The following is a 23,330-nucleotide window of genomic DNA, read 5'->3' on the forward strand; positions in this document are numbered from 1 at the left end:
AAGAAAAAAATTATTTGGTGATAGTACGATTACAGTCCGGACAGATACCATGACTGGAAAGGGTAATTTCCCGTTCGGTCATACCATGTCCAGTGAGATGTGATTTTACCAATTCAATGGCCGCTTCCAGGGCTGGATCCTGCTCAATAGGAATAACATGATGGCAGTTATCGCATTCAAAAAGTCCTACGGCAGCCCGTTGGGTCAGAGCGAAACGCTGAGTTCTTGCCGAGTCGGTATAACGCTGGACAATACTGACCTGCATTAGCCGTTCCAGTATTCGGTAAAGGGTCACACGATCGGGAGCCTGCTCGCCCAGTTGCTGAGTTAAATCGTCATGGCTCATGGCCTGGCTGGCATGTTCAAGGCACTGCAGTGTAGCAAGGGTGGATGGCGTTGCCCGCAAACCATGTGTGCGCAACGTTTGCTTCCAGTCATACGTTTTGGCTACTGGTGTTGTCATATTTCCCCCTCCGAGTCATGTCATTTGAATTTTGGCAGGAAGCCGGTATTATTGCAACTTGATTGCATTAACGTTTAGCGGCATAAGGCTGGATGCTATGAAAAGAACACCGCTCATTATCCTTAATGGTTTTCTGGGGGCAGGGAAAACTACTCTGCTAAAAAACCTTCTTACACAGGCACACAAACGGCGAATGACTGTATCCGTCATCGTTAATGACATGAGTGAACTTGATGTGGATGGCGTCCTGATAGCCAACACAGAAATCGTTGATGCAGCCAGTAACAATTTTGTGAGTATTTCAGCAGACAGTATCAGCAGCAGAAGCGGGATCCAGAAGCTGGATTCCGCGCTGAAAAACCTGCTCGAAAAACGGTCTGCGGATTTTATTTTACTGGAAACCTCAGGTAGCAGCCATCCTCTTCCCCTGGTCCGCTATCTGCGAGAACATACCCAGGTAAGTCTCAAAGCATTTTTGTCTCTTGTTGATACGGTCATGCTTAATGATGACTACGACGGTGGAAAGAAGCTTATTCCGGTTTTCCAGGAGCACCTCAATAAAGGAACCCGGGGAGTGGAAAGCCTGCTGGCAGAACAGATTATGTTCTGTAATAAGCTCTTATTAACCAAAAACGACCGGTTACCCTTCTATGTGGTTACTGAGGTAGCCAGAGCCATACATCCCCTTAATCCCCAGGTTGCAATTATGGCCGTGCCCTGGGGAAATTTACAGCTGGATGAATTGCTTTCCATGCCGGATTACGATTTTCATCGGGTGGCGTTACTTATCGATGAGCTTCAGGATGCCATTGACGCAGTTTTGCCGGATGAAACCGATAAAAAATACGATATTTCGTGGAGGGTCATTGAGGATGACCGTCCATTTCATCCGCAGCGGCTGTGGGATACCTGCCATCGCTTCATGGGCGCAGGCGTTTACCGCAGCAAGGGGTTTTTCTGGCTACCGGGAAGGGATGACCTGGCATTATTGTGGAACCAGGCAGCAGGGAGCATCAATCTCGAATTCATAAGCTACTGGAAAGCCGGGGTCCTGACTCACACTGATAATTCATTGACAAAGGAAGAACGCGCAGCTATCCGTCAGCAACTGGCAAAAATGCCTGGCAGATTTGGTGACCGGCGCTGCCGCCTGACTGTTATTGGCGAGAGCGGCGAAATTGACGATTTTGCCCTCGCATTGCGCCAGTGTTTACTCACTGAAGAGGAAATTCTCTGGTGGCAGCAGGGGGGGATTTTCCACGATCCCTGGCCCACGAAAGTGGCCCGGCTGGCTTAACAGGTTATTTTGCAGCGGCAGTTAATGTTATGTTATAACGTTTCATTACGCAATTTTATCGGTACAGGACATGACTAAACCTACCCGCGCTGAACGAGAAAAAATCCTGGCGATGCTGCCAGAAGATTACATGAATCCTGTGCAACAGGACTACTTCCGGCGGCTTATCCGCCACGAAAGGCAGGAGGTGCTTGATCATATAGACCAGATGAAGCAACAACTGCAGGATAATCCAGAAACGGGTGACGAAGGTGACATCGCCATTCGTGAAGAGCAGTTACGTCTGCTGTTCAGACAGATAGACAGAGAAAGCCGCCTGTTGCCGAAATATGATGCAGCGCTTATGCGGCTTGAAAAAGGAGAATATGGCTTCTGCCGGGATACAGGCGAACCTATCGGTCTGCAACGCCTGCTACTCAGGCCCACCGCAGAATTAAGTATTGAAGCCAAAACAAAGGAGGAAAAAGTTGAGATTCAGTACCGAAAGAAATAAAGCGGTGGCTCAGGCAGGGGGCAGGGTAGGGATGAGAGTAAATATCAGATCAGGCAGGTATATATGAGTATTGCAGCCAAACAAACCTTATGCCCCGGAATGCTACCGGATATTCAGTCCACTAAGGGTGACGGTGAGGGCGAGTCATTATCCTGGGTTGGCATGGAACAAATTGACCTGCCGATAGACATCGCAGGCAGGCCGGTATCAGCAAAGGTCAATGCTGGCATAAACCTTCTCAGTTCACCTGAAGCTGAAAAGGGGATCCATATGTCTCGTCTTTATCTTCTTCTGGACGAACTGACACAAGGGGAAATCACACCGGCATTATTGCAACATGTGTTGAAAGCATTTCTGGTATCTCATCAGGGACGTAGTGATGAAGCCAGTATTGAGATTTCAGGGGATTTGTTACTGTCGCGTAAGTCGTTAAATTCTAATCACTCCGGCTGGAAAGCTTATCCTCTGACTCTGAGCGCCGAACTCAGGCAATCTTTTACGGTTACCCTCAAAGTGGGTATCCCTTATTCGTCCACCTGCCCGGCTTCCGCTGCACTTAGCCGCCACGTCGCGGGTTTGCAGTTTAGCAAAGACTTTGGTAACAGGATCGACAGGCTCCCGGCAGCAGAAATAGCCGACTGGCTTGTTGAGAAAGGAATGCCGGCAACCCCGCACAGCCAGCGAAGCTGGGCATGGGTGAGTATCCGTCTTAATCCTGAAGCAAAATCACTGCCTGTGATTGAACTGATTGATTATGCTGAAGTTGCTCTCGGGACAGCCGTGCAAACGGTTGTCAAGCGGAGCGACGAACAGGCTTTTGCGGTGGCTAACGGTCAGAATCTGATGTTTTGCGAAGATGCTGCCCGTCGGCTCAATAACGTTTTTCGTTGTGCACCCTTTTGTGAAGCATTTGATATCAGGGTTGAGCATCAGGAAAGCCTGCATCCTCATAATGCCGTTGCCCGTATTCACTGGAAAGGAAGTAAAAATGTTACGTAAAAACCCATCAGGTCATACCCCAGTGGTGTCAACAAAGGCCTATATCGATCCCACCGCGGTAATTTGTGGACGTGTCATTATTCATGATTATGTTTACGTCGGACCTTATGCGGTTATCCGGGCTGACGAGCTAAATGCAGACGGGGATATGGATCCTATCATTATCCATTCCCACTCTAATATTCAGGACGGGGTGGTTATTCACTCAAAAAGCGGCGCGCCAGTGACAATAGGAAGCGGAACGTCTATTGCCCACCGTGCAATAGTGCATGGCCCCTGTCAGGTTGACGAGCGGGTATTTATTGGATTCAACAGCGTGTTGTTTAACTGTCATATTCAGACTGGTTGTGTTATTCGCTATAATGCAGTTGTGGATGGCGTTACCTTGCCTGAGAATACCTATATTCCATCAACGGAACGCGTGGGGCCTGATTCCGATCTTAAAAGTTATTCGAGGGTAGACCCCGCTTCTTTACAATTTTCAGAAGAAGTGGCCAGTACCAACGTTAAACTGGTCGAAGGTTATCAGAAGTTACGCAATGAATTCTGAGTATGGCTCGGCTAGTGCCGTTAACGTAACACCGTATTATTAACGATTTGTTATTAATGTAGCAAAATGATACTTGCCTCTTCTTTCCTTTTGCGGAAGAGGCTTTTCTGTTTTATTAAAGAGGTAGCGGTGAAACTTTTTATTAATGATCTGACGGTCATGGATTTTAGTTTCCTTGATGCGGAATCCGGGTTGATTGGCGATAGCCTTATTGTTGATATTATTCTTGAGGGAGATCTGAATGCTGAGTCAATGGTAATGGATTTCTCACATGCTAAAAAAAGTATCAAACATGAAATTGATAAACTGGCCGATCATGTCCTGATTGTGCCGGAACAAAATAGTCATATTATTGTTAGTCATGCAGGCACTACGACGGAAGTCGCCATGCTGCGTAAGAATGGGGAGACCCAGTGTTTTATTTCCGGGCCGCAGGAGAGTTTCTGGCTGGTCCAAACAGATAATATTAATTCCCGTTGCCTTGAATCCCAAATAGAAAAACATTTACTGGCGTGTTTGCCGCAAGGAGTAAAAGACATAACGATAACGTTACGGCCGGAAAGTATTAATGGGGACAGTTATCACTATTCGCATGGACTGAAAAAACACCGCGGAAATTGCCAGAGAATAGCGCATGGGCATCGCTCTGCGATCAGAATTTTTGTGGATGGTGAGCGAAGCCATATGTGGGAACAGAAGTGGGCAACGCGATGGAATAACGCTTATCTATTAAGCCGGGAAGATGTCGTTACAGTGACAACACTTTCACCGCGTGGCGTTGCATACTGGCATAAGGGGCTGACATGTTCTTCCTGGCGGAGTTCTCAGGGATACTTTGAAATCATGCTTTGTTCTGAGGTAGTAGATATTCTGCCGTGTGATACCACGGTTGAGTCACTGGCTTTATTTATCAGGCAGTCAATTGAGCACGGTTTACCCGCAGCGAAAATAGAAGTCCATGCCTTTGAGGGAGTGGGGAAAGGCGCTATTGCCTGACACACTATTCTACTTTTCAGGGGTATTGATCTGTTTTGTCTCGTAAAACTACAATACCCGGTTTTGTAGCCATGTATCTAATAAAAGGTGAGTCAACTACCTTTCTATTTTTCGCTAATGACGATGCATTTCTGAACCAGATGTTATTGTGGTCTTTGATAATGATCCCAACATGTGAAACATCCAGGCCTCTTTTTGTTGAATAAATACCCACATAATCACCTGTTTGCAGTTTATTTATTACCTCTTTATCTATTGCAGAAGCCGGTATGTAACTTATCCGTCGTGAGATAATGCCGAGACCCTTAACATATTCTTGTTTTTTATTCTTTTGGTTTAGCTGTTTGTTGACAGTAATAGTATACGGACTGATGTCCTGAGTAACATCTTGTGCATTTCGCGGAGATATGACCGCCCAGTCCGTGAAAAAATGTTTTCTGCCAGTAAAATCAATCATTCCGTTTGTATAACGAGTCTTAACAAGTTCAGATACATAAGTTTGCCAGCTACTGGCGTGCGCCATGGAGCGAACATAATCAAGAAAAGTAAAACAATCCACGGTACTGGGATTAGTGACCAGCCTCTCTTGCATCGAAGATGATCCAATCAGTGTATGCGCCTGGTAAGGCGTTCCGAGGAAACGGGAGGATATCTCAGCAACGCGTTCATTATAGCTGAGGCCATTTCTGTACAACGAAGTGGTATGAAGGATTTTGTTAACTTTCGCCTGACTTTCTTCAATAGAATAGTCGCTTCGTGCCTGCTGAGGCTCAGCGAATCCCACGCAGCTATAAAATGAAAGGAGAAAGATAATTGCTTTTTTCATAAAATATCAACTTCCTCAGAGATATTTCTCATTATATTTAAAGCTTGAGTATATAAAAATAACTATAAATATCAGGGCAAAAAGCAAAACAACCGTTGGCGCAGGCGCACTATCAATGAAATAAGAGAGGTAAACGCCGGTCGTTGATACCAGAGCCGATAAAGCCACAGCGATGAATAATGCGTTGCTAAATCGTTGCGTCAAAAGAACTGCAATAGCACCGGGCGCGATAAGCAAAGAGACGGATAAAATAATCCCCACGGACTTTAGCGTGGCGACAACAGTAAGCGAAATCATGCTCAGTAATCCGTAATAGAGCCATCCCGTCCGTAGTCCACTGACCCTGGCCTGCTGAATATCAAAACAGTAAAGCAGGAAATCACGCCATTTAATTCCGGTAATCAGCAGTATAAATAAGGCAATGGTGCCCGTCTGGAGTATGTCGGTGGCGTTTATACCAAGCATGTCGCCAAAGAGGATATGTTCAAGCGGAGCATCCGGACGGACTGAGACATACAAAATCAGTCCGGAGGCGAACATACCCGAAAAAATGATACCCAGCAGCGTATCCTGCTTTATGCGGCTGTTATCTTTAATATATCCGGTAAGTAAAGCACAGGATAATCCAGCCACAAAAGCTCCGGTGCCTAATGGCAACCCTACAATCCAGGCCAGTACAACCCCGGGAAACACGGCATGGCTCATGGCATCCCCCATCAGAGCCCAACCTTTCAGCACGAGAAAAACAGACAGCAGGGCGCAGGGAACAGAGACCAGCAGCGCGATTATCAGGGCATAATTGATGAAGTCAAAGCGGAAAGGTTCAATGAGCATATTCAGCATTTACGCGGTCCTTTTGACTGAGAAACCGATCGGCGGTTCGCCAGTAAGCCATGTACCGGGGCGAAAATGAACACCAGCAAGAAAATGAGGGTCTGAGCGACCACGATAATGCCACCCGTTACGCCATCAAGGTAGTAACTTGCCCACGCACCCAGAAAGCTGGTGACACTGCCTATGGTCACCGCAATACAGACCAGGCGGGGGAAGCGATCAGTAAGCAGCCAGGCCGTTGCGCCAGGCGTTACCACAAGGCAGATCACCATGAACGCGCCTACGGTCTGTAATGCCGCAACGGTGGAGAGGGTTAACAGAAGGAAAAATAATATCTTAAGCCTTTCCGGATGTAATCCTACCGCCCGCGCATGATTTTCATCGAAAAAGGTCAGTAATAAATCTCTCCATTTTAATAACAACGTAATAACCGAAATAATGCCAATGACGGTAAGCTGAAGAATATCTTCTGGCGGAACCGCCAGGATATTTCCCAGAATGATTGATTGTATATTTACCGAAACAGGATTCAGCGAGATGATAAATAATCCAAGCGCGAAAAAGGATGAAAAGATCAAACCAATGATGACATCTTCTTTTAGACGGGTACGTTGATTAAGAAGGAACATGCTGCCTGCTGCCAGCCCGCCAGAAACAAACGCACCCACCGAGAAGGGCAGTCCCAGCATAAAAGCGCCAGCTACTCCGGGTACGATAGAATGGGACAGCGCATCGCCAATTAGTGACCAACCCTTCAACATCAGATAACAGGATAAAAAAGCACATATTCCTCCGACCATTGCCGAAATCCACATGGCATTGAGCATGTATTGATAACCAAAAGGCTCCAGAAGCCAGCTCATGATGACCTGCCTTTATCTTCATATTCAGCGGAAGGTTGATAATTTGGCTGTGTTGATCCTCCCTGAACTGGCAATATATCTGACTCACTCTCAATGTTTGCACTAAACGTCTTTTTTATATTTTCCGGCGTAAATGTCGTGGCGACAGGACCGCTTGCCAGCACGGTGCCTTTCACCAGAACGGTATAATCACAATATTCGGATACGGAGGTAAGGTTATGCGTTGAAACCACCAGGGTGCTGCCTTCTTCTTTCAGTTCGCCAAGCAGCGTGATGATTTTCTTTTCGGTATTGACATCCACACCGGTAAAAGGCTCATCAAGAAGGATTACTTTGCCCCGTTGTGCAATAGAACGCGCGAGGAACACCCGCTTCTTTTGCCCTCCGGATAATTCACCAATCTGCCGGTGGCGGTAAGGAAGCATATCTACACGCTCAAGCGCATCATTAACGATCCTGCGATCTTCTTTACCCGCTCTACGCAGCATACCCATATGGCCATACCGGCCCATCATGACGACATCTTCCACCAATACCGGGAACGACCAGTCAATTTCCTCGGACTGAGGTACATAGGCAATAATATTGCGGCGAAGCGCCTGTGCAGGAGGCATCCCGAGAAGTGAAATCGTTCCGCATGAAGGGGATACGAATCCCATCATTGCCCTGAATAGTGTGGATTTTCCGGAACCATTTACCCCCAGCAGGGCCGCGTTCGAACCTTTAGGGACGCTGAATGATGCATTCTGTAATGCCTTATGGCCGTTACGATAAACAACAGTTAAGCCCGCTACTGTGATGCCTGCCGCCTGGCTCATCTTTTACTCCTTCATTCCGCTGTGCAAACCCTGTACCACTGTCCGGGTAGTGACGTTCAGCAGATCAAGGTAGGTGGGAACCGGGCCATTTGCTGCGCTCAGGGAATCCACATAAAGTACGCCCCCATAATGTGCACCTGTTTCGCGTGCGACCTGACGGGCTGGTTTATTGGAAACGGTACTTTCGCTAAATACCGCCGGAATTTTATTCTGCCGGACTTTATCGATTACGTTACGAACCTGTTGCGGGGTTCCCTGTTGATCGGCATTAATCGGCCATAGATAGAGTTCTTTCAGTCCCAGATCGCGTGCCAGATAAGAAAATGCGCCTTCGCTCGATACCAGCCAGCGCTGTTCGGCAGGGAGGGTTTCTATTTGTTTACGCAGCGGTTCAAGCGTCTGACGGATCTTTTGTTTATAGGCGTCCGCATTGGCTTTGTAAGTTTCAGCATTTCCCTGATCGTATTTCACCAGCGCATCACGAATATTATCTACATAAATCAGTGCATTATCAGGCGACATCCAGGCATGAGGATTTGGTTTTCCATCATACGGACCCTCGGTAATGCTTATTGGAGTGATACCTGTAGTGACCACCACATCCGGTACGTTTTTCAATCGTTGATAAAATTTTTGAAACCAGAGTTCGAGGTTGAAGCCATTTGAAAGGATTAGCTGTGCCCCCTGAGCACGCTTTATATCTCCGGTTGTAGGCTGATATTCATGGATTTCTGCGCCAGGCCGGGTAATCGAACTGACTTCGGCGGCGTCCCCTGCCACGTTCTGTGCCATGTCAGCAATTACCGTGAATGTCGTGATGACCTTAAACTTTTCAGCAGCATAAGCGCCATGAATAGCTGTCAGTCCTGTGATAAAGGTGCTTAACAGGATTATCTTTACCGTCTTTAGTTGAAGCATGGTTATCTCCTGATGAAATCACTGTTTGTTAATAATTAGTAATGTTATAACATAGCTTATACTATGCAACATAGCACAGGCTATATTTAAATGAGAAAAATTATCTTTATCATTTAAGAGCTGATGGCACAGTATTTCATGGCTTATGCAAGCGCTGATATCTCAGACATGCCACTTTTAATGCAACATGGTTGCGTTAAAATGTGCATTAATGCAACATAGTTGCTGTTAATCACTGAGCTATGTTGGGATATGAAAATGTCAGAAGCGCCTATAACAGAGTCAGAACCTCTCACTTTTACTCTTCCTGATGGCTCTCTGAAGCACGTCAGAAAAGGGGCAACTTTGCAGAACGTTGCAGAAAGCATCGGTTCTTCCGTCGCGAAAAGCGCTGTGTACGCGGAAATTGATGGTAAATGTGTGGATCTGCTTGAGAAAGCAAAGAACAGTGGAAAGCTCAATATCATTACAGTTTTTGATGAAGAAGCGTTGGGCCCGATTCGCCGAGGTTGTCTTCTCCTTCTCGCAGCGTCTGTAAAACAGCTGTTTCCCTCGGCCAGGATGGTTGAAGGGCAACTGACTAAGGAAGGGTTTTATTACGATTTCGCGGTAGATAAACCTTTTACTCGCGATGACCTGGGGATGATTGAGCAGCACATGACAAGTCTGATCGCTGAAAACCCGCCGATTATTAAAGAGCAGGTCACGCGGGCACAGGCTATTGACTGTTTTGAGCAGCGGGGCGAGAAATTCAAATCAACGGAGTTGATGGAAATACTGGCAGATAAGTCGGTGACACTATGCCATCTCAGGCAGTTCACGGACGGCTTTAATGGCCCATTGGTTCCGGATCTTCGTTTTCTAAAAAATATGAAGTTGCTTAACGTATCCGGTGCTTACTGGCGTGGTGAAGCCAACAATGTACAGCTACAGCGGATTTATGGCACGGCATGGGCCAGCAAAAAACAGCTTGATGGCTGGCTTGAGAAAACGGCAGAAGCGGAGAAACGTGATCATCGCAAGCTGGGTCGGGAGCTGGATTTGTTTCATTTTCAGGACAATGCGCCAGGCGCGGTTTTCTGGCATCCCAGGGGGTGGACAATCTTTCAGTCGCTTATTGCCTATATGCGTAGCCGCCATGAGGTGGCGGGTTACGTTGAGGTCAATACGCCTGATGTCATGGACCGCAGCCTGTGGGAAATTTCCGGTCACTGGGATAATTATCGTGATCATATGTTTACGACACAAACCGAGGATGGCCGGAATTTCGCTCTCAAGCCGATGAACTGTCCTGGGGCGGTATCGCTGTTTAAATACGGGATCAAGAGTTACCGCGATTTACCCGTTCGCCTGTCTGAATTTGGTAAAGTCCATCGTTATGAACCCTCTGGATCGCTGCATGGCTTATTACGGGTCCGCCATTTTACTCAGGATGACGCGCATATCTTTTGCACGCTGCAACAGGTCGAGGGGGAATGTAAAAGTATCCTTCAGTTGGTGCTTGATATTTATAAGCAATTTGGATTTGAAGAGGTCGCAATCAAGTTATCCACTCGTCCTGAAAAGCGGATGGGAAGCGACGCAGACTGGGATAGGCTGGAAAACGCGCTCTCAGCCTCTCTGGAAGCGCAGGGATTACAATGGTCGGTAAATCCCGGTGAAGGTGCCTTCTATGGCCCTAAACTGGAGTTTGTGTTACGCGACGCGATTGGTCGTGACTGGCAGTGCGGAACGCTACAGGTGGATATGAATCTGCCTGAGCGATTTGATATTGGCTATATTGCCGAGGATGGCTCGACAAAACGCCCGGTGATGTTGCACAGGGCGCTCTTCGGCTCCCTTGAGCGGTTCACCGGTATCCTTCTTGAACATTACGTCGGTAAACTGCCCGCCTGGCTGTCGCCGGTTCAGGCCGTGGTCATGACGATTACCGACAAGCAGCATCACTATGCGGAGCAGGTTTTGAAGGCGCTTCGCAAGAAAGGGCTGCGTTGTGAGGCCGACCTCCGCAATGAAAAAATTGGATTTATAATCCGTGAACAGACTCTGGCCCGCATTCCTTTCCTGCTGATCGTTGGCGATGCGGAGGAGAATGCGGCGCGTGTCACGGTGCGCGATCGTACCGGGAGGTGCATGGGGACGCTGTTACTCAATGAGGCGGCAGACGCTATCAAAATATGTTGCCAGCCACCGGAGGTTCACCTTGATTAAGCAAAGCAGAAGCGATATCCCCCGACGCGAGAGCGGTCGTCACGTCTGGCCGGTGAAGGAGGATGATACCCAAAGCAACGATATCGATTTTTATAAAACGGCGTTCAGAGAACAGTCCAGGCGATGGGGGCTTTCCGAGATCATTCTTAGTAATACTGGTGATGGAGAAATATCACTCTATCAGTCTGTTAATCAGGGGGCAGATGTTCCTCACGTACTGATTGCGGCAGGGTTTCATGGAGAAGAACCCGCGGGATGTTGGGGGATGCTGGATTTTTTGCGCGAGGGCTCCCCTGAATTGTTTGATAACGTAGCCGTGAGTTTTTTACCGCTTGTAAACCTCTCTGGTCTGCGCACTGGTAGCCGCCTTAATAGTCTTGGACAGAATCCAAACCGAGGCTTTACCAAAGGTGCAGAAGTCGAGCCTTCTATTGAAGGAAAAGTACTGCTCAACTATGAAACGCTTCTGAAAAACGCAGCAAGTCATGGTGTGCTCTGTTGCCATGAAGATATTCTTCGTCATAAGGCGTATCTCTACACTTTCGAACATGCTACTCGCTTGGGTCATTTCAGCGTGGCATTACGTGATGAACTTGAACGCTTTTTCCCGGTCATGGAAAAAGAGCGAGTTGATGGTTGTGAATGTGAGGATGGCATTATTTTTAACCATTTCGATTCGTCATTTGAATCATGGTTGTTTTCTTCCTGTTCCGACGTCGCAGCGTGCACTGAAACGCCGGGATTGCAACCCTTTGCAAAACGAGCAGAAGCAAACCGTTATTTAATCGGCGCGTTTATCTCATCGATACTGGAGCGCAACAGCATCGGGAGCGGGATGTCATGAAGCCTTTATTACTGACCAATGCATTAATAATCAATGAAGACTTGCGCTATCCGGCCGACATCCTCATTGATAAAGGACGGATCCAGAAAATTGCCTCGCTTATTCCCTCCCGAACGGAATGGCAGGTTATTGATGTGCGAGGGAAATGGGTGATCCCCGGTATGATTGACGATCAGGTTCATTTCCGCGAACCCGGTCTGACGCATAAGGGAACCATTGCCAGTGAATCAGCTGCCGCTGTAATGGGAGGCATTACCAGTTTTATGGAAATGCCTAACGTTACGCCACCAACAACGACCCTTCAGGCGCTGCGTGAGAAATTTCAACGTGCCTCGCATTCTTCGCTGGCGAACTACAGTTTTTACTTCGGCGCGACGAACGATAATCTTGACGAACTGAAAGCGCTTACGGCTTCGCAAGCCTGTGGGGTGAAGGTGTTTATGGGAGCTTCTACCGGAAATATGCTGGTGGACGATGAACAGATCCTGGAAAGTATTTTCGCCAACGCACCCTGCCTGGTAGCAACACATTGCGAGCATACCCCGACAATAAAGCATAATGAGGAGACATGGCGGGCTCGTTTGGGGGACGCTATTCCTGCTGGCGAACATGCCGCTATTCGTTCTGTGGACGCCTGCCTGACATCTTCCCACCAGGCCGTCTCTCTGGCGAAAAAACATCGTACCCGATTACATGTCCTGCATATCACCACCGCAGATGAACTCGCTCTCTTTGATGCTGCTCCCACGCTGGAGGCGCTGCGCCAGAAAACCATTACAACTGAAGCCTGCGTTCATCACCTGTTTTTTAATTATGACGATTATGAAATGCTGGGGCATAAGCTCAAATGTAATCCATCCGTAAAATCCTCTTTTCATCAGGAAGCCCTCTGGAGAGGCGTTAATGAAGGCATTATTGACGTTATCGCGACTGACCATGCGCCGCATTTGCTGGAGGAAAAGCAGAATGACTATTTTGCTGCGCCTTCCGGCTTACCGCTGGTGCAGCATGCTCTTCCTGCACTGCTGGATATGAGCAGCAGGGGGATTTTTACCCCGGAAATGGTGGTGAGAAAGACAAGCCATGCTGTAGCCGAGCGCTTCCAGCTCAAAGATCGTGGCTATATCAGAGAAGGCTATTGGGCGGACCTGGTGGTTATCGATCCGTTTAGTCATCAACAGATAATCCGGGAGGATGTGGCATACAAATGCGGGTGGTCCCCCTTTGAAGGCCGGATTTTGTCAGGCGGGGCGGTTGATATGACGCTGGTAAATGGCCACGTTATCTGGAATGGGCGCACCATACAGCAGAAGTACGGCCTGCCACTGGAATTCTGTCGCTAGCCACGTATTTATTTTGCTCAGGCATAACTTCTCCCCGAGAATTCAGAAGAGGCAAATCTTGTGAGTATTATTATTCCTGGTTCTTTCCCGGCACGACGACTGCGCCGTTCTCGCACCCATTCTTTCAGTCGCCGTCTGGTCGCTGAAAATCAGCTGACCGTAGATGACCTGATTTTACCGGTATTCATTATTGAGGGGCAAAACCTGCGACAGGAAGTGCCGTCGATGCCGGGCGTATTTCGTCTGTCGGTTGATATGTTGCTTCATGATGCCGCGCAATTTGTTCAGGCAGGTATACCTGCTATTGCACTATTTCCGTGTATAGAAAGTTCTGCTAAATCGCTGATGGCAGACGCTTCGTGGGATCCATCCGGTTTAGTACCGCGAGCTGTAAGGGCGCTGAAAAAGGCTTTTCCTGAACTCGGGGTGATAACTGACGTTGCTCTTGACGCCTATACGACACATGGTCAGGACGGCATCACTGACGAAAATGGATATGTACTTAATGAGCCGACAAAAGAAATTCTCACCAGACAGGCGCTTACCCACGCCGAAGCAGGCGCAGATATTGTCGCTCCAAGCGACATGATGGATGGCCGCATCGGTCATATCAGACAAGCGTTTGAAACGAATGGACTGCTTAATATCCAGATAATGGCGTATTCAGCAAAATACGCGTCGAACTATTATGGTCCTTTTCGCGAGGCGACGAAATCTGCTGTATCACTGGGTAAACGGGACAAAAAAAGCTATCAGATGGATCCGGCGAATGCAATGGAAGCTATGCATGAAATTGCCCAGGATTTGCAGGAAGGGGCAGACATGGTGATGGTTAAGCCGGGCATGCCTTACCTGGATATTATCAGGGAAGCCAGGAAAACTTTTGCAGTACCCGTCTTTGCCTATCAGGTTTCAGGGGAATATACGATGCATATGGCCGCTTTCCGAAATGGTTGGCTGGACGAAGAAAAAACGGTGCTTGAATCACTTATGTGCTTCAAACGCGCCGGGGCGGATGGAATACTGACTTATTTTGCCAATACAGTAGCCCAGTTGCTTAATCAACATAAACGGGAATATTGATTCCCTGTTGACAAAATTCCTTAGTCGCTAAGCAGGAGCACCGCTGAGAGTAAACGTCATAATCAGCGAGAATTTCTATACTTTAATTCTTATCTTTATTGCGAATTCTGACGAATCGTTTGTATCAGCCCAATAATCTGGAGGAAGCAGTTATGGTCGAAACCAGTAAACAGGACCGTATGCCTTATCTACTTTTCCTGTGTGAAAACCGCATTCTTGCACAGAATATCGATGGTCATGTCATTGATCTTGGTGGATTAACCAAACAAAACGGCACCATTGACTGGCTTCTGGATAGCAATAAGGAAAAGGGGGAAAATCTCAAAACAGAAATCGAAGCGCTGGAGGATATTGCCAATAAGATAGATTTTCTTTTTCTTGATGGTCAGTTTACCAGCCTTCCTGACATATCGGCTGAATATAAAGATAAGCTTACATCAGCCCCTTCAATGGAAATCGTATTGAATGAACTTGGCGATAAGCCATAAGAAAGCCCAACGTCAGGAAGCTGATAAAAAGGAGGAAAGGCATGTCGGTCAAAAAAATAGCAGTTATTGGTGCAGGCGTACTCGGCCTGTCCGTGGCCCGCTCCCTGGCGCAACAGGGAGCAAAAGTCACTGTTTTTGAGCGTAGCCATGTGGGGGCGGGGACAAGCAGCACGACTTTTGCCTGGATTAATTCAAATGGCAAAACACCAGAAAGTTATCATCATCTCAATGCCCTGGCGATTGACGAGCATATCCGGCTACAACAGGAACGGACCACAGAAGGTCATTGGCTAAAAGCGACTGGGACTTATGAATGGGCGGCTGGTGCGCCAGAGCAAAAACGGTTACAAGACCGGGTCAGCCGTCTTTTGGAACTGAACTATCCTGTTCAGAACCTTTCCGCAGATGAACTTAAGCGCAAAGTTCCTGAAATCCGCGTGGGATCTCATGCCGGAGATATCTGGTATTTTCCAGGTGAATGCTTACTGGTACCTTCCGTTTTTATGGCATGGCTGGTGTCCGAGCTTCATGTTCATAACGCCGAACTGAAAACACAAAGCGAAGTGACAGAGTTAACTGAAGAAAAAAATAGGGCAGAGATAAGCCTTGCCAATGGCGAACGTTGGCAGGGAGACAGTATAGTCATTGCGGCGGGAAGATGGTCTGCCGAACTCGCTTCGCTACTTGGGCAGCAACTGGCAATGATCGATCCGAACCAGCCGAATAAAATCGCATGTGGTTTTCTGGGCTATACGCGCCCGGTGTTAACCCAGTTACAGGCGAATTTAATCACGCCAGGGTTAAATGTCCGGCCAGAAGGAGGGGGGCGATTACTGCTTCAGTGTCCCGACCTTGACAGCTTTGCCAATCCTGCAAATCCGGCACCGGTAGATAGCTATATCGGTGAAGAAATGCACAAAAGGCTACGGAAGCTATTTAATAATATGGAAATGGCACAGCTGGAACGTATAGCTGTTGGGCAGCGTTCCCGACCGGCAGATGGTCTTCCAGGGCTTGGTTATATCTCTGGTAAGCGACGAATCTACCTCATGGTGACGCACAGTGGTATGACTCTGGGGCCGTTGATCGGACGGCTTTGCGCGGAAGAGATTCTCCACGATAAGCGTTCTTCGCTTTTGAGTGATTTCTCTCCTGAAAGATTACTTGGGAAAACGGCAAAGGATTTTCCTGCTTTTACTACGTTACATTTCCCGGCTGCACAGTAATTTTTCAGTCGATGTTCACCACTGAAATGAGGATCAGAAAGCTAATAAACTAGATCCTGTTCAGCGGCATTAACAAAAAGCCTGTCCAACATGGGCAGGCCTGAAGCGTTTAAGCTTGCAAAAATACGACAAGGTGTGTGATGTCAGGCTATATCTGGCCATTATAGCCCGCGTACGCATTGGTTACAGTCAGCCAGAACGCCTTCTGTAGAGGAACATCACTACCCAATAGTATCATTTTTTTGTGGGTGTGTTATGTTATTTTATAACATCCAGGCTCATATTCCGCATACCGAAAGATAACTAGTTGTTATGCGTTTTCTCATACTGTAGTTTCAGAGGAAGATTTAACAAGAGGTTAACATGAAAATCAGTAAGATAGTTGCATTCTCCCTGACAATGGCTTCGACTCCGGCTCTGGCATTTCAGGCGAAAGATACGACTGGTTCAGATCTTTCAGGAAAGCAGTTGCGCGCAACAGAAGACAGCATCATCAGTAACTTTTACAGCCAGCATAGCAGGCAGTTTCAGACGACGACTTTAGGAACCTGTGCTGCTGTGGCAGTACCTGGATGCAATTGCCCTTTCTGTTCAATGTTGCGTAATCAAAAGCTTTGAGAGAGTTAAATAAATATATTACTTGTAAGAGCTGAAAGCTGAAAAGATTCTGGTGTAATCAACTAGAGCAGTAAATGCTGTAAAGTGAGGTGAATAGTATGAAAGGGAATTTGATATTCATGGATGTTATTCCCAGGGTAAATTCAAAAAGATTATTAAAGCCAGAAAGTAGATCTGCTATCAGCAGATCTACTATGAAAGGCGTTGTTAGGTTTGACAAGTATTAATGAGCGTGATCATCATGATGATGAGCTTCATGATCGTGATGTTCACCATGTACTTTTCCTGAACCGCCGACTGCAACAATATTAAATGGCTGCCCTTCGACGCTAATTTCACTGGTCTTTTTAAAAGAAGTAGCGTCTAACACAATAATTTTACTTTTCAACGGATCGGTGACGTAAATTTTATTGTCAGCTACTGCGATTCTCGGCCTTGGATCATTCCAGTGGCCATCCATTGAATAGGGATCAGTGACACGCACTGACTGCGAAATTTCCCCTTTCAGGACATCTATTTGATTAAGCTTTCCGTCTTCTGTAAACACATAGGCGAATTTCGCGCGTACCGGGTCTACAACGAAATGGACTCGACGGGTAGGCAACTGAATCAAACGGAAGCTATCCGATTCGGTAGGATCGACCAGAATAATCCGGTCTGGCCCATAATTACCGATAAAATATTGCATTCCCTTACCACCGATCAAGGTGGATGTGCTTCCCTCTGGCAACGTTTTCGCGTAGGGAAGGTGCCTGATAACCGGTGCCGCATTTTTTTGCGTAATCAGCAGGAGGCCAGTCTCACATGATAGGGCAAAAGTATCACCCGAGCCGGCTGAGCCGTGAAGTCCGGGGCATAAGGCATCATCACCCACTTTTTTACCTTGCAGGTCCACCACGCGAGCGCCGACAGGTCGTTTTGACGCATCATCAGGGTTGGGAATGGATACGACAGCATAATTATCGTAAGGAACAGCAACGCCGTGATGTGGCGCAACAACATTTACTTTCGTTATATTCTTCTGACCTTTAAGAACGGCGCTTTCACCCAGGATTTGCGCGCTATCTTCCCCGTCAAACCACTGGGCAATTTTGCCCTGACGTTCAACAAAATGACCAGGTTTTTTACCCGTTAGTTCCAGCGGTAATAATTTGGGAGCGTCAATATCAATGTCTGCATGATCTCCGTGATCATGGAAAGCAATGCCTGAAGCGATTGTAGATACTACGCCAGCACTACCCTGGATAGCGAAAATTGTGGCACCACTTTCGCTGCGAGATAAATTTGCAGGGCCTTTAACATTAAATGTTGCGAGCTTATCTCCATCCAGTGCATCAATAACATTCACAACGGGTTTATCATGATCGGCGATGAACAGACGCCATGCGGTTACGTCTTCATCTGCGAAAGCAGGCATCACAGAAAGGCCCAAAAGCAGCGTTGAGATTGAAGTAGATAATAAGCGTTTCTTCATAATGTTCTCCATCATATATAAAACTGTTCGGCGGGTATTTATGGCTGGGTATTACGGCTATTGCTCGCCGCTGTCGCAATCGCCGTTACGTTATGTTCCATCATTTCCAGGTAGGTAGAAGCCGGTCCTCCTGGTTCTGACAAGGCATCTGTATAAAGCACGCCAGCCACGTTAAGGCCAGCTTCTCTGGCAATTTGTTCAACCAGACGTGGATTGGAAATATTTTCAGAAAAAACAGCTGATGCGTTATTTTCTTTAATTTTCTTAAGTATGCCGGCAACGTCAGCGGCAGAGGCCTCTGATTCGGTGGATATACCCTGAGGGGAAAGGAAATGTATACCATATGCCTGTTCAAAATATTTGAATGCATTATGGCCTACGACGACAGTACGCTTTTCCTGTGGGATCGTAGCGACAGTCTTAATAATTTTATTTTCCAGATCCGCAAGTTTTGCATCATAAGCACGGGCATTAGCCTGATAAAAATCACAATTACTTTTATCTTGTGCACAAAAGGCTTCTGCAATATTTTTCACATATATTCTGGAATTCCCTACTGATTGCCAGGCATGTGGATCAAACGGTGCAGCATGAAAGACCGCTTTACCGTCATAAAAATGATAGTGTCCGCCTGCCGGGTCCTGGAGAATATTTGCTCCTTTTGTTGTTTCAATTACCGGTGCGGAAGTTTCACTTGCCTCGATCAACCGTGAAATAAAGCCTTCAAGTTGTAAACCATTTACCAGTATGACATCCGCTTTAGACATAGCGATCGCGTCAGCAGGAGAGGGCTCATAAACATGGGCATCGCCATTAGGGCCGACAATAGTACGCAGTTCGATGCGGTCCCGACCGATGTTTTTTGCCATATCGCCAATAACAGAAAAGCTTGCTATGACATTAATTTTCGCTTTCGCCGGGAAAGTAAAAAGTAAAAAAAGCATTGATGTCGTCAGGATGCATAAAGATATAAAACCGGGTTTTCTCATTAAATAATTTCCTCGATTTGTAGTGAAAAGATTAACGAAGTTTTTTTAAGTGGATGTTTTTCACCATCATGGCAGCAGCAGAGACAAGATACATAATTCCCACAGATAATATGATTGACGGTCCTGAAGGTAGTGAAAAATGAAATGAAAATAACAAACCGCTTATACATGCAAGCATTCCTATCAGGACAGAGGCTATGCACATTGTTGCTACACGTCTCGTCCAGAAACGAGCCGTCACAGCTGGCAAGACCATTACCCCGACAGAGAGCAAAGTGCCGAGTGCCTGAAAACCAGCGACAAGATTCAGTACCACCAGGGCCAGGAAAATAAAATGGACTGGCGATCCCAATCGTGAAACGGAGCGAAGAAATAAAGGGTCAAGGCACTCAGCAATAAGTGCGCGCCAGAATATAGAAACCAGCAGAAGTGTGAGCAGCGCGACAGAGAAAATTAACAACAGCGCTTCGTGATTGAGTGCAAGCACAGTTCCAAATAGGACATGCATAAGATCCACGCTTGAGCCTCGAAGCGATACAATGAGCACGCCGACTGCGAGTGAGATTAAATAAAAAGCAGCCATTGAAGCGTCTTCTTTTTGCACTGTTAAGCGGGAAACCGCCCCTGCAAAAATAGCGACTATCAGCCCTGAGACAAGCCCACCAATAGTCATCGGTAATATATCTAATCCGTAGAGTAAGAAGCCAAATGCAGCACCGGGCAAGATAGCATGTGACATGGCATCACCAACCAGACTCATACGGCGTAATGTTAAAAAAACGCCAACCGGGCAAGCGCTTAAACAAAGCAGAAATGAACCATAAAGCGCCCGGCGCATAAAACCGAAGCCGACAAAAGGTGCTAGAACCCATTCATGAAGCCAGTTCATGAATGTGTAGCCTCATGTTGCCCAGGTAAAGCACGTGCTGTGCCCATATTCTGTGCCGGTAGAAGTGAGGTATGGCGCAGAACTTGTTCTGTTTCGTCCCATGCCACTAATTTACCGTTTAACAAAATGGCCTGTGGAAAATGATTTCTAACCAGACCGATATCATGCATGACAGCTAAGACAGTACGTTTCTGAGCATGCCAGCGGTTTATCAGCACAAGCAAGTCATCAATAGTAGTGGCGTCAATGGCATTAAAAGGCTCATCAAGCAAGATGATGTTTGCCTGTTGAAGAATGACCCGTGCGAAGAGCGCGCGTTGAAGCTGCCCCCCGGATAATGCACTAAGCTGTCTTTTTTCAAACCCTGCTAATCCTACTGATCCCAATGCATCAGTAAGCCGTTTACGATCCTCAATTCTGTGATGACGGAATAACCCTCTTTCAGGCCATAAACCTAGGGAAACTAAATCTGAAACAGTTGCAGGGAAAGTGCGATCCAATTCCGATATTTGTGGCAGATAGGCAATGCGCGCCTTTGGTTCTACGGTACAGGAGCCACTTAACGGAGCCAGAATCCCTGCGATACCTTTAAGCAGTGTTGACTTACCAGAACCGTTAGGGCCGATGATGGCTGTAAGGGACCCTTTTTGTATCGTCCCGGTAATATTTTGTATCGCAGGTAAACCCTCATAACCCAGCGCCAGATTTGCAAAACGCAAAGAGTAGTCGTGCATGACATCCATTCCACATAATAAGTTACTTTTTGTAACGTTATAACATAACAAATGTAATGTAAACGTTTAATCGATTTTTTGATATGGAACGTGCATGTACGAAGCCAGGCTTAAGGTAGCGTTAAAATTGATAATCGTTTCAGCGAGTAAGAGAAAACATAAAAGGCTAAGGTTAATTCCTTCAGATAACAGCGAGATTAAATATTTGATACCTAGGGAATGTTGGGAGGATCAAGCTGTTGCCATAAAAAATGGTGCCCAAAAGGGCACCAGATGCATCAGGTACCGATTATCCCGCCATTCGATTTAGTGATAACGACTGTTGAAGAACGTGGTCGTCCGTCTGATCTTGAATCTGGCCAGTTGGAGATAGCCCGAGGGTTGCTCGGATCGGTAATGTCGTCGCCGCCTTCGCCGGGATGCTGGATATTAATAAACAGCGTACGGTTGTCCGGCGTAAAGGCGATACCGGTAATTTCACACCCGCGTGGCCCGGTCAAAAAGCGGCGATACTCATTGGTGCCGGGCAGGGTCGCTATCATCTGGTTATTCCCCATCCCTTCATACGCCTTTTTATTAATCGTACTGGAGGAAACATCAGTCTGGATCCACAGCACGCCGCGGTGATCGAAGGAGAGCCCATCAGGGCTGCCGAATTCTGCCCCCTGCATGGAGCCTTTCGCTTTAGGATCGTCACTGTCAGTACGCCCGGCGAGCACCAGAATATTCCACGTAAATTTCGCTGAGGCGGGGTCTGCCCTCTCTTCGCGCCAGTGCATGATATGGCCGAACTGGTTGTTGGCGCGCGGGTTGGCTGCGTCAACCGGGGCTTTGCCCTCTTTACCGCGATCGGAATTGTTGGTGAGCGTGCAATACACGCTGCCTTTCGCATGGGTATCAACGGCTATCCATTCCGGGCGATCCATTTTTGTTGCGCCCACCGTATCGGCAGCAAGGCGCGTTTTGATCAGCAGATCGCCCTGATTGTCGAAACCCTTGCTTTGATCAAGGCCATTTTCACCGAAGATTAGCGGCAGCCAGTCGCCGGAACCGTCGTCATTGAATCTGGCGACATAGAGCGTGCCTGACTCCAGCAACTGCATATTTGCCTTGCGATCGCCAGGGTCATATTTGTTCTCGGAGATGAATTTATAGATGTATTCAAATTTCTGATCGTCGCCCATATAGACCACAACGCGATTATCCCCCGCCAGCGTCACGGCGGCACCTTCATGCTTAAAGCGACCTAATGCGGTATGTTTGCGCGGTGTGGAGGTCGGATCGTAGGGGTCAATCTCCACCACCCAGCCAAAGCGGTTCGGCTCGTTGGGCGTTTTATCGACGCTGAAACGTTCGTCAACCTCGTTCCAGCGGTAGGATTCATCGCTATCGCTAATGCCGTAGCGCTTCTCCAGCACGTTACGCGGCGCTTTTTTAACAAAAATATCCGACCAGTTCTCTTCACAGGTCAGGTACGTCCCCCACGGGGTTTTACCATTGGCGCAGTTTTGCATGGTGCCCAGTACCACTTCGCCTTGCGGATCGGCGGCGGTTTTCATCAACGCCTGATGACGCGCCGGACCGCTCAGTTGCATTGGTGTATTAACGGTAATGCGACGAGCAAAGCTGGAGGGACGGACTACCTGCCAGCCCACGTTATCTTTTTTCACCTCGATAACTGATATACCCATCGCATTCTGACCCTTACGGGCCTTATCAAGATCCCAGTTGGCGGTACCGTCTTTAAACAGCATGCCGTTATCAATGTACTCATGGTTGAGCGCCAGCAGACCGTGTGCCGGGTTCTCTTTGCCCTGCGGCAGGCTAAACCAGGCCATGCCGTCATGGTGCATACCGGCCTGCGCCGCCTGTTCGTCGGTGGTGTTGCTAGCGTCGAATTTAAATTCCGGCAGATTACCCTTTATGCCCACAGCATCGCCCCAGCGATAAAACGGACGGGCTATATAGCCTTCCGGCACGGTGACAGTGTCTGCTGTCGAAACGGGAATGCTGGTGAAGCCCAGTGACACCGCTTTAGATAATGCTGAGGGATTTGCCTTCGCCGCGAAGGCGTTTTCTGGCTTGACTAGATAAGGAAAGGAGACGGCAGCGCCCGCCACCATTCCCATTTGCAGAAAGCGGCGACGGGACATAAAAGCGCTGACTACCTCAGAAAAGACGGGGTTCACGCTGTGGTTACTGATCTCATCGCTGTGCTCCTTTTTAAACACCGATTTAAGGGGGCTGCTCATATCGTTTTCCTGTAATTTCCATAGATTTGCGTGGCAATACAGGACAGTTTAAAAAAAATTTGTTACAAATTTATAACATGAGAAATAACGGAGGTTCAGGAGAAAAAGCTCACTGGCATTTT

The 23,330-nt window shown here is 47.5% G+C and carries 23 protein-coding genes; 12 read left to right on the top strand and 11 right to left on the bottom strand.

The features are described from left to right. Positions 1 to 10 precede the first annotated feature (10 nt). Positions 11 to 463 carry a Fur family transcriptional regulator gene (locus CKO_RS22230; RefSeq protein ID WP_000211298.1) on the bottom strand — a complete coding sequence of 151 codons (453 nt, stop codon included), beginning with the start codon at positions 461 to 463 and terminating at the stop codon, positions 11 to 13. Between the two features lie 97 nt (positions 464 to 560). On the opposite strand from CKO_RS22230, the gene CKO_RS04045 reads away from it, so the two are divergent. The 5 genes from CKO_RS04045 (at position 561) to CKO_RS04065 (ending at position 4,798) form a co-directional block, all read left to right on the top strand. After that, positions 561 to 1,760 carry a CobW family GTP-binding protein gene (locus tag CKO_RS04045; protein ID WP_000831732.1) on the top strand — a complete coding sequence of 400 codons (1,200 nt, stop codon included), beginning with the start codon at positions 561 to 563 and terminating at the stop codon, positions 1,758 to 1,760. A 70-nt stretch (positions 1,761 to 1,830) separates the two neighbouring features. After that, positions 1,831 to 2,253, top strand: a complete 423-nt coding sequence (gene dksA / locus CKO_RS04050) for an RNA polymerase-binding protein DksA (protein ID WP_000165782.1) — start codon at positions 1,831 to 1,833, stop codon at positions 2,251 to 2,253. Between the two features lie 63 nt (positions 2,254 to 2,316). After that, the gene (folE2, locus tag CKO_RS04055) at positions 2,317 to 3,252 is read left to right on the top strand and encodes a GTP cyclohydrolase FolE2 (RefSeq protein ID WP_000020322.1); all 936 of its coding nucleotides are present in this window, start codon (positions 2,317 to 2,319) and stop codon (positions 3,250 to 3,252) included. Continuing rightward, complete coding sequence (locus tag CKO_RS04060) at positions 3,242 to 3,802, top strand: LbetaH domain-containing protein (protein ID WP_000944851.1); 561 nt, start codon at positions 3,242 to 3,244, stop codon at positions 3,800 to 3,802. Before folE2 ends, CKO_RS04060 begins: the two co-directional genes overlap by 11 nt. 129 nt (positions 3,803 to 3,931) lie before the next feature. Next, the gene (locus CKO_RS04065; RefSeq protein ID WP_001419903.1) at positions 3,932 to 4,798 is read left to right on the top strand and encodes a tunnelling fold family protein; all 867 of its coding nucleotides are present in this window, start codon (positions 3,932 to 3,934) and stop codon (positions 4,796 to 4,798) included. A gap of 16 nt (positions 4,799 to 4,814) precedes the next feature. On the opposite strand, the gene CKO_RS04070 is transcribed toward CKO_RS04065, so the two are convergent. Genes CKO_RS04070 through CKO_RS04090 form a run of 5 tightly spaced genes read right to left on the bottom strand, consistent with a single transcriptional unit; the run spans position 4,815 to position 9,057 of the window. Continuing rightward, a complete protein-coding gene (locus tag CKO_RS04070) occupies positions 4,815 to 5,624 on the bottom strand; it encodes a DUF1460 domain-containing protein (protein ID WP_000709111.1) in 810 nt (269 codons plus the stop codon). A 15-nt stretch (positions 5,625 to 5,639) separates the two neighbouring features. After that, positions 5,640 to 6,467 (bottom strand): metal ABC transporter permease, encoded by an 828-nt coding sequence (locus tag CKO_RS04075; protein WP_004175372.1) that lies wholly within the window; start codon positions 6,465 to 6,467, stop codon positions 5,640 to 5,642. Further along, entirely contained in the window at positions 6,461 to 7,321 is an 861-nt protein-coding gene (gene sitC, locus CKO_RS04080) for an iron/manganese ABC transporter permease subunit SitC (protein WP_000118630.1), read from the bottom strand. The genes CKO_RS04075 and sitC overlap by 7 nt, the downstream gene beginning before the upstream one ends. After that, positions 7,318 to 8,139 (bottom strand): manganese/iron ABC transporter ATP-binding protein, encoded by an 822-nt coding sequence (locus tag CKO_RS04085; protein ID WP_000075719.1) that lies wholly within the window; start codon positions 8,137 to 8,139, stop codon positions 7,318 to 7,320. Before CKO_RS04085 ends, sitC begins: the two co-directional genes overlap by 4 nt. A 3-nt stretch (positions 8,140 to 8,142) precedes the next feature. After that, positions 8,143 to 9,057, bottom strand: coding sequence for a metal ABC transporter substrate-binding protein (locus CKO_RS04090; RefSeq protein ID WP_000939730.1), 915 nt, complete (start codon positions 9,055 to 9,057; stop codon positions 8,143 to 8,145). A 252-nt stretch (positions 9,058 to 9,309) separates the two neighbouring features. On the opposite strand from CKO_RS04090, the gene thrS reads away from it, so the two are divergent. From thrS to CKO_RS22235, 7 genes are all read left to right on the top strand, one after another. After that, on the top strand, positions 9,310 to 11,268 hold the full coding sequence (gene thrS / locus CKO_RS04095; RefSeq protein WP_012131856.1) for a threonine--tRNA ligase: 1,959 nt from the start codon (positions 9,310 to 9,312) through the stop codon (positions 11,266 to 11,268). Next, entirely contained in the window at positions 11,261 to 12,112 is an 852-nt protein-coding gene (locus CKO_RS04100) for a M14 family metallopeptidase (RefSeq protein WP_000595497.1), read from the top strand. The genes thrS and CKO_RS04100 overlap by 8 nt, the downstream gene beginning before the upstream one ends. Beyond that, positions 12,109 to 13,455 carry a dihydroorotase gene (locus tag CKO_RS04105; RefSeq protein ID WP_004175375.1) on the top strand — a complete coding sequence of 449 codons (1,347 nt, stop codon included), beginning with the start codon at positions 12,109 to 12,111 and terminating at the stop codon, positions 13,453 to 13,455. The genes CKO_RS04100 and CKO_RS04105 overlap by 4 nt, the downstream gene beginning before the upstream one ends. A 60-nt stretch (positions 13,456 to 13,515) precedes the next feature. Beyond that, positions 13,516 to 14,538, top strand: a complete 1,023-nt coding sequence (gene hemB, locus CKO_RS04110; protein ID WP_004175376.1) for a porphobilinogen synthase — start codon at positions 13,516 to 13,518, stop codon at positions 14,536 to 14,538. 152 nt (positions 14,539 to 14,690) lie between these two features. Continuing rightward, positions 14,691 to 15,026 (top strand): hypothetical protein, encoded by a 336-nt coding sequence (locus CKO_RS04115; RefSeq protein ID WP_000230473.1) that lies wholly within the window; start codon positions 14,691 to 14,693, stop codon positions 15,024 to 15,026. A 41-nt stretch (positions 15,027 to 15,067) separates the two neighbouring features. After that, entirely contained in the window at positions 15,068 to 16,252 is a 1,185-nt protein-coding gene (locus CKO_RS04120; protein ID WP_004175377.1) for an NAD(P)/FAD-dependent oxidoreductase, read from the top strand. Between the two features lie 363 nt (positions 16,253 to 16,615). After that, the gene (locus tag CKO_RS22235; protein WP_001419900.1) at positions 16,616 to 16,870 is read left to right on the top strand and encodes a hypothetical protein; all 255 of its coding nucleotides are present in this window, start codon (positions 16,616 to 16,618) and stop codon (positions 16,868 to 16,870) included. Between the two features lie 223 nt (positions 16,871 to 17,093). Here CKO_RS22235 and aztD read toward each other — a convergent pair whose 3' ends face one another. The 5 genes from aztD to CKO_RS04145 all read right to left on the bottom strand — a co-directional run bounded on the left by aztD (position 17,094) and on the right by CKO_RS04145 (position 23,208). Beyond that, positions 17,094 to 18,344 (bottom strand): zinc metallochaperone AztD, encoded by a 1,251-nt coding sequence (aztD, locus tag CKO_RS04125; RefSeq protein ID WP_000746719.1) that lies wholly within the window; start codon positions 18,342 to 18,344, stop codon positions 17,094 to 17,096. 38 nt (positions 18,345 to 18,382) lie between these two features. After that, the gene (gene aztC / locus CKO_RS04130; RefSeq protein WP_004175378.1) at positions 18,383 to 19,333 is read right to left on the bottom strand and encodes a zinc ABC transporter substrate-binding protein AztC; all 951 of its coding nucleotides are present in this window, start codon (positions 19,331 to 19,333) and stop codon (positions 18,383 to 18,385) included. A gap of 31 nt (positions 19,334 to 19,364) precedes the next feature. Then, positions 19,365 to 20,222 (bottom strand): zinc ABC transporter permease AztB, encoded by an 858-nt coding sequence (gene aztB / locus CKO_RS04135; protein ID WP_024130223.1) that lies wholly within the window; start codon positions 20,220 to 20,222, stop codon positions 19,365 to 19,367. After that, complete coding sequence (aztA, locus tag CKO_RS04140) at positions 20,219 to 20,956, bottom strand: zinc ABC transporter ATP-binding protein AztA (RefSeq protein ID WP_000544020.1); 738 nt, start codon at positions 20,954 to 20,956, stop codon at positions 20,219 to 20,221. Before aztA ends, aztB begins: the two co-directional genes overlap by 4 nt. A gap of 278 nt (positions 20,957 to 21,234) precedes the next feature. Then, positions 21,235 to 23,208 (bottom strand): PhoX family protein, encoded by a 1,974-nt coding sequence (locus CKO_RS04145; protein WP_004175379.1) that lies wholly within the window; start codon positions 23,206 to 23,208, stop codon positions 21,235 to 21,237. Positions 23,209 to 23,330: the final 122 nt, after the last annotated feature.

Source organism: Citrobacter koseri ATCC BAA-895 (assembly GCF_000018045.1).
Lineage (GTDB): Bacteria > Pseudomonadota > Gammaproteobacteria > Enterobacterales > Enterobacteriaceae > Citrobacter_B > Citrobacter_B koseri.